This is a genomic window from Pseudoalteromonas sp. S554, from assembly GCF_005930865.1.
GTDB classification, from domain to species: Bacteria; Pseudomonadota; Gammaproteobacteria; order Enterobacterales; family Alteromonadaceae; genus Pseudoalteromonas; species Pseudoalteromonas marina.
Genome location: NZ_PNDV01000001.1, coordinates 188,373 through 199,902, shown reverse-complemented (window position 1 = coordinate 199,902; position 11,530 = coordinate 188,373). Strand labels below are relative to the sequence as shown.

Annotated in this window: 8 protein-coding genes; 1 reads left to right on the top strand and 7 read right to left on the bottom strand. The window is 40.0% G+C overall.

Annotated features, from left to right (window positions below; genetic code table 11):
- Nucleotides 1-22: 22 nt before the first annotated feature.
- The 7 genes from CWB65_RS00875 to CWB65_RS00845 all read right to left on the bottom strand — a co-directional run bounded on the left by CWB65_RS00875 (nucleotide 23) and on the right by CWB65_RS00845 (nucleotide 10,298).
- Nucleotides 23-637: a TetR/AcrR family transcriptional regulator gene (locus tag CWB65_RS00875; RefSeq protein WP_010556746.1), complete on the bottom strand. Its 615-nt coding sequence runs from the start codon at nucleotides 635-637 to the stop codon at nucleotides 23-25.
- Nucleotides 638-786: 149 nt separating this feature from the next.
- Nucleotides 787-2,193 carry an efflux transporter outer membrane subunit gene (locus tag CWB65_RS00870; RefSeq protein ID WP_138739629.1) on the bottom strand — a complete coding sequence of 469 codons (1,407 nt, stop codon included), beginning with the start codon at nucleotides 2,191-2,193 and terminating at the stop codon, nucleotides 787-789.
- Nucleotides 2,193-5,324: an efflux RND transporter permease subunit gene (locus tag CWB65_RS00865; protein ID WP_138739628.1), complete on the bottom strand. Its 3,132-nt coding sequence runs from the start codon at nucleotides 5,322-5,324 to the stop codon at nucleotides 2,193-2,195. The genes CWB65_RS00870 and CWB65_RS00865 overlap by 1 nt, the downstream gene beginning before the upstream one ends.
- A gap of 12 nt (nucleotides 5,325-5,336) precedes the next feature.
- A complete protein-coding gene (locus CWB65_RS00860; protein ID WP_138739627.1) occupies nucleotides 5,337-6,494 on the bottom strand; it encodes an efflux RND transporter periplasmic adaptor subunit in 1,158 nt (385 codons plus the stop codon).
- Between the two features lie 459 nt (nucleotides 6,495-6,953).
- Nucleotides 6,954-8,231: a polyamine export protein PaeA gene (paeA, locus tag CWB65_RS00855; RefSeq protein WP_008126225.1), complete on the bottom strand. Its 1,278-nt coding sequence runs from the start codon at nucleotides 8,229-8,231 to the stop codon at nucleotides 6,954-6,956.
- Nucleotides 8,232-8,364: 133 nt separating this feature from the next.
- A complete protein-coding gene (locus tag CWB65_RS00850; protein ID WP_039037609.1) occupies nucleotides 8,365-9,066 on the bottom strand; it encodes a transporter substrate-binding domain-containing protein in 702 nt (233 codons plus the stop codon).
- 122 nt (nucleotides 9,067-9,188) lie between these two features.
- Complete coding sequence (locus CWB65_RS00845) at nucleotides 9,189-10,298, bottom strand: arginase family protein (RefSeq protein WP_138739626.1); 1,110 nt, start codon at nucleotides 10,296-10,298, stop codon at nucleotides 9,189-9,191.
- 445 nt (nucleotides 10,299-10,743) lie between these two features.
- Here CWB65_RS00845 and udp point away from each other — a divergent pair, with 445 nt between their 5' ends.
- On the top strand, nucleotides 10,744-11,499 hold the full coding sequence (gene udp, locus CWB65_RS00840) for a uridine phosphorylase (protein ID WP_138739625.1): 756 nt from the start codon (nucleotides 10,744-10,746) through the stop codon (nucleotides 11,497-11,499).
- The last annotated feature ends 31 nt before the right edge of the window (nucleotides 11,500-11,530 follow it).

Here is an 11,530-nt window from a genome sequence, read left to right as displayed (position 1 = left end):
TATGCATTTTAATAGCACTATTTTAATCTTCAAACGGCATTAACAACGTTTTCATTGCCGGGCGAAGCGCAATTAAAACAGTCTCTTCGGTAAGTTCGGGGTAAAGCACTTTTCGCAAAAGTAAGCCTGCCATTACTGAAAAAATAACATTAATACGGCTTTCTAGCTCTACCTCATCTATGCCTTTTATCACACTGCGTTCACTTATTAGCAATTGGCGCATTCTATTTCGCGCTTGCGTGTCGGCATCACGTAATAGTTTAGCTACCTTTACGTTTCTACCAGCTTCAGCGAGCATTTCTAAATCAACCGCACATTCACCGGTATCCATATGCCTTTGAACGCCGATATTTAAACCGTTCAATAATACTGTGAGCGTATCTTCTGGTTGCCCTTCAAAATGCTCAAATATAGAAAACATTTCTTCCATATCTTTTTCAATAATACTTTCTATAATGGCTTCTTTACTTTCAAAGTAGTTATAAATATGCCCGGCACTCATTCCTGCTGTTCTGGATATTTCAGCCATACCTGCAGCATGAAAGCCTTTACGACGAAAGCATTCAGCCGCCGCAGTTAAAACCTGATCACGACGCGCTTTGGCTATCGCTGGATCTGTCTGTCTTTTAGTTTTCATACAAAGCTCCACTGCCAAGTGATTAGACTCGACAATAAGGCAAATACTTAATCATTTTGAAATACGCCTTTCACTCATAAATAAGTATTTAGCCCTATATAAATCTAGTTAATTAGCTGCAAAAAGGTGTTTACAGCTAAAACCCTTACTTAGTTGGTTAGATCGCTTTTCTCCCAGCCACCGCCCACTACTTTATACAGGCTAATTTGGCTAGCTAACAAAGCCTGTTGACCCAAAATTTGCTGTTGCTGTGCACTGTACCAGCTACGTTGTGCATCAAGGACTTGTAAATAGCTATCAACACCTTTATCGTAACGCGCCTTTGATAGCGAAAAAGTAGACTCTCGACTTTGTAGTAACATATCAAGTGCACTTAATTGCGCTTGATAGCCTTCGTTGTCTGCTAACGCATCGGCGACTTCGCGAAATGCTTGCTGAATTTTTTGCTGATAAGTAACTACAGCAATTTGTTGGTCGGCCTTAGCAACATCTAGCTGAGCTTGGTTTCTGCCCATATTAAAAATAGGTAAAGTAACTGATGGAATAAAACTCCACGTACCCGAAGCTACATCAAATAAATCACTTAAATCGTTAGAGGCAGTACCCGCATTAGCCGTTAAGCTAATACTGGGGTAAAAAGCAGCACGCGCTACACCAATGTTGGCATTAGCGGCCAATAACTGATGTTCTGCTGCTTTAATATCTGGGCGTTGAGTTAATAAATCAGAAGGTAAACCAACCGGTATTTTAGGCAACGCCAATAACGAGTCCAGCACCTTATTTGGCAGAAGCTCAGGACTTACTGGTTTTCCTACTAATAAATCAAGTGCGTTTTTATCGCGCTTTAATAAACGTTTATACGTTGCAATATCAACCTTTGCGCTGGCAACGGTACTTTTCAATTGCTCTAACGTAATTTTAGATGCTGCGCCTAAATCAAAACTTTTTTGAGTAAGCCCAAGCGACGCTTGTTGCGATTTTAATGTTTCCTCAGCAAGCCCAAGTAACTGTTGATCGGTTGCATAATTAAGCCACGCATTAGCCAGCTCTGCTACCAGCGACACTTGCGTACTGTATTGAGTAAGCTCAGTAGAGTATAAATTTTGCAGTGCTTGTTGAGTTTGGTTACGAACCTTACCCCATATATCTAATTCGTAAGAGGTAATACCTACAGTAGCACTGTATTGCGAGCTTATACTCGCCTCATCAGTACTTGTTAAACTTGCAGGCAGACGCTGGCGAGTGCCCGAACCATTAACATTTAAGGACGGATACAATACTGAGTTTTCTATTTGATACAACCCACGTACCCGCTGCACATTGAGCATCGCAATTTGCAGATCTTTGTTATACTCAAGGCTTTGACCTATAAGCACCTGTAATTTTTTATCGCTAAAAAACTGCTGCCACTTTAATGTGTTAACTGTGGCTTGCTCTGTTTGAACTGAATACGTTTCGGGTACTGGCAGCGCCAAATCTTGCTGTTCAGGTGCCAACTGGCATCCACTTAAAGCAGCCAACGTAAGCACACTCAACGAAAAAGTTTTTATATGCATTATGCTGTCTCCTCGTTAGTGTTTTTTTCTTTTGCAGGGAATACACGGCGTACTAATACAAAAAACAGCGGCACAAAAACAACAACCAAAATAGAAGATGCGAGTGTTCCACCAATAATTGAAATGCCTAATGCGTTTTGCGCACCAGAGCCTGCACTTGATGCAATGGCGAGTGGAATAACACCACAAATAAAGGCCATTGAAGTCATTAAAATTGGGCGTAAACGCAGTCTTACTGCAGCCACAGCCGCTTCAACTAAATCAAGCCCTTCGTCCATTTTATGGATAGCAAATTCCACAATTAATATGGCATTTTTAGACGCTAACCCTATCGTAGTTAATAAGCCCACTTGCAAGTAAATATCGTTTGATAATCCGCTACCCAATGCAGCCATAGCAGCACCAAATATACCTAACGGAACAATCATCATAACCGCAAACGGTACCGACCAACTTTCATAAAGAGCCGCTAAACATAAAAATACAAATAACAACGACAAACCATACAATAAAGGTGCTTGCCCGCTGCTAGAGCGTTCTTGAAATGAAATACCGGTCCATTCAGACGAAATACCATTTGGCAGCTGTTTTACCAAGCGCTCCATTTCATCCATTGCTTGTCCTGTGCTGTAACCAGGTGCAGCGGTTCCTTGTATTTCCATTGCTGAAAAGCCATTGTAACGCTCTAAACGCGGCGAACCATAAGTCCAATAGGCCGTTGCAAAGGCAGAAAACGGAACCATATCACCCTCATTATTACGTACATACCACTTATTTAAATCTTCAGGCACCATTCGAGATTCAGCATCGCCTTGCATATATACTTTTTTAACACGCCCACGGTCAATGAAGTCATTTACATAACTACTACCCCAAGCCGTAGCAAGGGTGTTATTAATATCGGTTTGCGACACACCCAATGCTTGTGCTTTAGCTAAATCGGTATCGAGTTGTATTTCTGGCATATCTTCTTGACCATTAGGGCGTACACCAGCCAATATCGGGCTTTGGCTTGCTAAACCTAATAGTTGATTACGTGCTGCTAAAAGCGCATCGTGGCCCAGACCTACACGGTCTTGTAAAAATATATTAAAACCATTTGCTGTTCCCAGTTCTACAATTGCTGGTGGTGGAAAAGCAAACACAAACGCTTCTTTAATACTGGAAAAGTACCCCATAGCTTTACCTGCTACACCTTGCACAGATAAATCATCACGTTGGCGTTCATCCCAATGCTTAAGATTAACAAACCCTATTGCTGAGTTTTGGCCAGAACCTGCAAAGCTAAACCCGGTAACAGTAAAAATACCGTTTACTGCTTCAGATTGTTCGTTCAAGTAGTGGTTTTCTACTTTTTTAACCACTTCAAGTGTTTGCTCGGTTGTAGAACCCGCAGGTAACGAAACTTGGTTAAATAATATGCCTTGGTCTTCATCTGGTAAGAATGCTGTGGGTAAATTTGAAAACACATAAGCCATTCCACCTACAATTAAAAAGTATATAACAAGGTAGCGTTTAGCATGTTTGATCATAAGGCTCACAAAGCTTTGCGCACCCGAATTTGTTTTGTCGAACCCGCGGTTAAACCCTGTAAAAAATTTACCAAATAACGACTTATCATTATGAACATGGCTAGGCTTCAAAAGCGTTGCACACAGTGCCGGCGTAAGTATAAGCGCCACGAGTACCGATAAACCCATAGCAGAAACAAGGGTAATTGAGAACTGACGATAGATTATGCCCGTCGAGCCGCTAAAAAAGGCCATCGGAATAAATACAGCAGAAAGCACCATTGCAATACCAACAAGCGCGCCTTTAATTTCGTCCATTGATTTGCGGGTTGCATCAAGCGCTGAGAGTTTTTCTTCGCTCATCAATCGCTCTACGTTTTCTACAACAACAATGGCATCATCAACTAGTAAACCGATGGCAAGCACCATGGCAAACATGGTCAATGTATTAATTGAGTAACCAAAAGTGTATAAAATACCAAACGTACCCAGCAATACCACTGGCACTGCAATTGTTGGAATAAGCGTTGCTCTAAAGTTTTGTAAAAACAAGTACATAACAACAAACACCAACACAACCGCTTCTATAAGCGTATGAATTACTTTTTCAATTGAAAGCGCCACAAATGGTGTAGTGTCGTAAGGCACAACCGCTTCAAGTCCCTCAGGAAAAAATGGCTCTAATTCAGCAATGGCATCTTTTACACCCTGCGCAGTATCAAGCGCGTTGGCGCCACTGGCCAATTTAATCCCTAAGCCAGAAGCTGGTTTTCCGTCATAACGCGCGACAACCCGGTAGCTTTCACCACCTAGCTCAACACGGGCAACATCACTCAACTTTACAAAAGAGCCATCTGCATTGGTTTTAACTAAAATATCTCTAAATTGCTCAGGAGTTTGTAAGCGGCTTTGCGCGGTCACAGTCGCGTTGAGTTGCTGTCCCGCCACCGCAGGCATAGCACCTAATTGCCCAGCCGACACTTGTGCATTTTGAGCACTGATAGATGCACTTATATCTGCAGGCGTTAATTTATAGTTTTGAAGCTTAGCCGGATCTAACCAAATACGCATTGCATACTGCGAGCCAAATAACTGTACTTCACCCACACCTTCAACACGCGAAACAATATCTTGCACGTTTGATGACACATAGTCGCCAATATCAATGTTGGTCATGCTGCCATCTTTAGACATAAACGCATAAACCATCAAAAAGTTACGGGCTGACTTTGCAACCACAACACCTTGCCTTTGCACGGCTTCAGGTAATAGTGGCGTTGCAGTAGCTAACTTGTTTTGTACTTGAACCTGAGCAATATCAGGGTCGGTTTCAGCGCTAAACGACAGTGTGAGCGTTGCTGAACCGCTAGACTCTGACGTTGACGACATGTATAACAAGCCATCTAAGCCTTTCATTTTTTGCTCTATCACTTGTGTAACAGTATCTTCGAGCGTACGCGCCGATGCACCTGGGTAGGTAGCCGTAATACTTATTGCTGGCGGCGCGATAGACGGATACTGCGCAATGGGTAAACTTTTAATTGCTAATATACCTGCTAGCATCACTACTATGGCAAGTACCCAAGCAAATATAGGTCTATCGATAAAAAATCGTGACATGTAAATTCTCCGTTATTGCGCTTTAGCAGTTTGAACTTCAGATGGGCTAACTGGTGCGCCTGGGCGAATTTTTTGTAGCCCTTCTACAATCAGTTTATCGCCTTCCATTACGCCATCGGTTACAAGCCAATTAGATCCAATGGTGCGGTCTGTTTTCAAAACGCGGCTCTCTACAGTATTGTTTTTGCTAACAACCATTGCGGTAGCTTCACCTTTCGAGTTTCGACTAACACCGCGCTGTGGAACCAAAATAGCATCGTTTTTAACACCTTCAACAATTGAGGCACGAGCATACATCCCTGGAAGTAGTAACTTTTCAGGGTTAGGAAATTTAGCGCGTAATGTAACCGAGCCTGTACTTGGGTCAACTGTCACCTCAGAAAACTGTAAAGTGCCTTTATGAGAGTATAAAGAGCCATCTTCCATAGTAAGTTCAACATCGGTTTGACTAGTTGAATCCACACTTAGGTCGCCCGAAACAATCGCTTTTTTAAGCTTAGTTAATTCGCTACTCGACTGCGTTAAATCAATATAGATAGGATCAAGTTGTGTAACTGTTGCCAAAGAAGTGGCTTGGTTGGCACTTACTAACGCACCTACGGTGACATTCGATTTACTAATTTGCCCACTAATAGGCGAAGAGACATGACTGTATTCTAAATTAATTTTTGAGGTTTGCAGCTGCGCTTGAGCAGTAAGGAGTTCTGCTTTTGCTTGCTTGTAGGCTGCATCAGCCTCATCGTAATCTTGCTGGCTAACCGCTTTAATTTTTAATAATTCACTATAACGAGACGCTTTAGCTTTACTGCTTGCAATGCTTGCTTCAGCGCGGGCAACAGCAGCTTCACTTGCCGCTAAGTTAGCCTCAAATGTAGCAGGGTTAATTTGATAAAGCGCTTGGCCTTTTTCTACTTGAGACCCTTCGGTAAATAAACGTGATTGCACAATACCGCTTACTTGCGGGCGTATTTCTGCAATTTGAAATGCACTAATACGTCCAGGCAACTCTTGCCTTAAAGTTAGCGATTGTTTTTTAAGCGTAATAACCCCTACCGGCACAGCTTTAGGAGCAGCTGCCTGCGACTGCTCTGTCACTTGGTCACAACCAGTTAAGGCAACTGAACCTATGAGAATTGAAAATACAAATAAAGCGGTGCTAGAACGCTGCATGTTAAATACCTTTAATTTAGAGTGAACGATCATTCTAAATTAAATGTTAGTGAGAATACATCTTAATAAGCTGATCTTTACACAAAATTACACTCAACTATGCGACCTCATACTTAATCACGAAGTAATGTTAATAAGGCTTTTATAATAAATATTTGCACCTACAAGCTAACTATAGTGCTCAGCGCACTGTATTTTTTAAAAATAGAAAAGTACTTACGCAAAAACCTTCTTTGTTTAAATTAAAGCCTAAAAGTAGATAGTGAAAAGATTTAAATATTATATTTCAGTTAATTAGAGGTATGAGTCATATAGCCAGATACCCATTAGGCTATAGCCAAATACAATTGTTGTAACAAACAATTTGATAAACTTTTATTAACAAAAAAGCCAAGGCGAACTTGGCTTTTTTATTCATGACGTGGTTAAGCGTTTATAAAGTGATTAGGATGGCAAGCTTTAAACTAATCTAGACACAAGCAATTGCTCTACACGAATACCTTCAACATCAACCACTTCAAATTTAAAGCCCGCATAACTTATATGCTCAGCACGTTTAGGTATACGTTTCATGGTGTAAATTAAAAAGCCTGCCACCGTCTCAAAATGTATTTGCTCTGGGAACTCCTCTATATCAAGCACTTTAGCTAAATCGGTAATTGGCGTCAGTCCGTCAACTAACCACGAGCTTTTATCTCGCTCGATTATTAGTTCATCCCCTTGGTGAGTTATTAAATCTCCCATAAAGCCTTTCATTAAATCTTTTACAGTAACAATACCAACAAGCAGCGCGTATTCGTTTACTACAATAGCAAATGGTTTAGCGGCGCTTTTAAATGCATTTAACGCCTCTGATAAACTTAAGGTTTCTGGTAAGTAAAATACATCGGTATCAACTAATTCGTCATTGATGTTAGCAGCTTCACCTTTGAGCACTTGGCGTAAAATATCTTTTGATTCAACAGAGCCATGTAATTTGTCTAAGTTACCCGTCACAACTAAAAAATGATTATGCGGGTGATCAATAATTTTGGTCGCAATGTCATGGCTACTTTCGTTTAAATCAAAGTACACAATTTGATCCCGCGGCGTCATTACGCTTGATAAAAAGCGTGCTTCTAAATCAAAAACATTACCTATTAAATCATACTCTTGTTTTTGCAAACTACCATACTCAGCGCCAGCTTCCATCATAGCAACAATGTCTTCTGTGGTTACATTATCTTCACGCTCTGCGGGGACTTTAAACAGTCGCAGTACAAAGTTAGTTACGCCATTAAAAAACATCACTAAAGGCGTTAATGCAAATGTAACCCAACGCATTATGTTAACGACCTTAACGGCGACAGCTTCTGGCATGATCATCGCTAATCGCTTTGGCATTAAATCGGCGAATAAAATAAATAACGAGGTAATAGTAAAAAATGAGAATAAAAAGCTAATTTTCTCTACATATGCACCCTGATAAAATAAAACCAATACTTTTTCAACGTATGGCGATAATGCTTGTTCACCTACAATGCCACCTAATATAGCGATAGCATTAAGTGCTATTTGTATCATGGCGAAGAACGCGCCCGGATTTTCTTGCAGTTTTAATACCGCAGCTGCATTTAAACTGCCTTCGTCTGCCATTACGCGAAGTTTTATTTTTCGTGACGCTGCAATTGCTATTTCCGACATAGCAAACAACGCACTGATCAAGATCAAAAGACTAATCCCGATTAAATCACCCATTTAACGCTCCAAAAAGTTAGCGCTTTTTATATAAAAAGCAGCTGATTATAGTCGCTTTTTTAAGCGCAGCAATTGATATTTTTACTTTATGTTTAAGTTTTTATTATTCAGTTAGTTAAATGATTTTTAGCCACTAATTAAGAGAGGAGGTTTGTCTAAATGCAAGCTGTAACTGTGTAATTAACGACTCATCCATATTTATGTTACATGCAAAGTATAATGGAGATTGAGCCGTATTTAAATCTAGCACTGGCTCGAGTAAATTTAACTTTGGTGATGTTTTGAGACGGTAATTAAATTGTTTTTTACTCAGAATGACAAAATCAAGAATGTCACGGCGTGCACTAATTAACTTATCTATTTTATCTAAGTTATCAATCAGCAACAGATGCCGGCTTTCGTTAAAACCGCGTTCAAGTAAATAATGATGGCTAAAGTTATCTCTTAATACTGCTATTTTATAGCGTTTGGCATCATGTAAAGTCTTTAACTTTATGCCTCGAGATTTCAGCCCATAAATCGCTGACTCAAACTCTTCAAGTTCAGCTATCCACACAAAGTTATTTTCTCTTGGTGGCAAACGAACAATTGAGAAAATACATGTGTTTTTATCTCGAAGGGCTGCGTTATAAGACACACTCCAATTGTTAGCCGACATAGTGTAACTAATACCAGCAGCATCAAGGGCGTTTTTTACCTTTTCTACAGAGCGACCTGCCAATTGGTTGTTTGCATCGAGATATTGAAAGTCAGGGAAAACTTCCGTAACTATATTAATTTCGTTAGCATGCGCAATAGGGTATAAAAAACAAAGTAAAAAAACGAATCCCTTCATTGGGTATAAACCTCAACTAAATTAGTGCAATTATTCAATAAATATAGTTGAGGCTTTGTAGACTGCTAGTTTTGAGTATTTAATAAAATAAGATTAAGTCAATAGTATTAGTTTTGAAGCACTTATTTATTCATCGCATTAATTAAAAACGCTGAAATTTTTGCGCCTTCTTTTAATGTTGTCTCAGAACTTGCTTGGCCCACAAGTGAACTGTCGGTAAATGGTGCTATTTCCATCATATCAGCGCCCGTAATTGGAAATTCATCGCCAATGGCTGATAAAATGTCTAGCGCGTGCTTTGGTGTTAAACCGTTATCTTCCGGTGTACCGGTTGCAGAAGCAAACTCGGCATCGAGTGCGTCAATATCAAAACTTACATACACTTCATCAACATTATCCGCTTTTAGTTGCGCGATAGTCTCTGCAGCAACAGCGGCTGCACCGCGTTCAATAATTTCATGCGCCCAATGTTGTTTAACCCCAAATGTGTTTTCCCAGTGTGATTTTGGTTTTCCACTTGAACGTATACCAAATTGTATTAAGTGATGGGGTGCAGGTAAAAACTCTAAAATATGTGTACACCAAGAGCCAAAACATAAATCTATACCCAAGCGCTCCACAAGCAAATCGGTGTGCGCATCAAAGTGAATAATAGCCGTACGCTTCCCTTGCTCGCGTTTTGCTTTTAAATACGCTTTGGTTAATGGATAACTAATAGAGTGGTCGCCACCAATACCAAAAATACCTTTATCTTTAAACGTGGCATAAAAGCTGTCGCACACATCTTCAGTAATTGATAACGGACTTACGTAGTAGTCGTTATTTTCATTTCCGTATAGCGCTTTTTGGCAATTAGAGATGGTTGTGTCGTTTAGGTACTTGTCATGTAACAAATGTGGAATAACACGCACATCGCCTAAGTCGAACGAATGACATTCAGGGTGCTGATCAATTAATGCTGAGCGAACAAACAAAGGCCCCCAATTGGCACCACGTAAAATACCGCCACCACAATCAGAACTAATTCCAAGCATTACCGCTTTATGGGGAGAGTGAGGCAACTCATTTAACGATTCGCGCCAGAGCGTATCTACATTTTCGGTTTGACCATACAGTTTATTTCGAAGTGCCGCTTTTCGCTCTTTTGCAGTATTAACGGTAAAAACACCATCGCCAGGAGCACATAAGCAGTGCTCTACTTTACTATTAAATGCTTGAATTTCTTGACTCATAATAAATCCTTATGAATTGTTCAGTGCGTATTTTAGTGATTATTTATGCAAAACGATTAAACAGGCCTAAACTTTAAATAATTAAAAAATTAAAAATTTTCTATGTCTGTATCATTAAAAACCCTTTCAAAACCAACTTAAAATAAAAATATAAGCAACTGATATTTAAAAACTTTTAATTAATGCAGGCAATTATCATTTATGACTAACCACTTAGTTGAGTGATACTTATAATGCTTGCGCACACAAGTCAACCGCACAAGTAAACCAGCAATCCATGAGTGTGCTTGAATATTCATAGTTGATGAATAAAATACGCTAAAGCCCTATTTTACTGGCTTAAACAAGCATTCAATTATATTAATACGGACATACGTCCTGTACTTAAGAAAGGTTTCTAGCAATTATGCTAGATTGATAAAAATTATTTTAAAAAGGCTTAGATATGGAAAAGGTATTTCACTTAGGACTATGTATTGACGATCTACAAGGTGCAAAACTTGCGATTGTGCCCGGTGACCCAGATCGCGCTGCACGTATTTCTCAATTCCTAGACAACCCAACCTGCCTTGCTCAAACACGTGAGTTTCATGTTTATCTAGGTCAACTTAATGGCCACTCTGTTGTTATATGCTCAACCGGTATTGGCGGTCCATCTACATCTATTGCAGTAGAGGAACTTGCTCAATTGGGCGTGCGTCAATTTTTACGTATTGGTACTACGGGTGCTATTCAGCCGCACATTAATGAAGGTGAAATTTTAATTAGCCAAGCGTCGGTACGTTTAGACGGTGCAAGCCAACACTTTGCACCACTAAGCTACCCTGCTGTGTCTGATTTTTATGCAACACAAGCCATGGTTGAAGCTTGTAAAAATTTAAACATTGACTTTCATATTGGTATTACTGCATCTAGCGATACATTTTACCCGGGCCAAGAGCGCTACGATACTCATTCTGGTTATGTGCCAAAAGCATTTCAAGGTAGTTGTGAAGAATGGCAAAAGCTGGGCGTAATGAACTACGAAATGGAGTCGGCCACATTATTCACTATGTGTGCAGCCCTTGGCTTACAAGCAGCCTGTGTTGCCGGTGTATTAGTTAACCGTACTCGTCAAGAAATTCCTAACGTTGACCACGGTGAAATAGAAAGAAAATCAGTGGCAGTTGTATTAGAAGCCGCCAAGGTGCTACTAGGTTAATTTTACTTTATAAGTAAAATTAATATGAGAA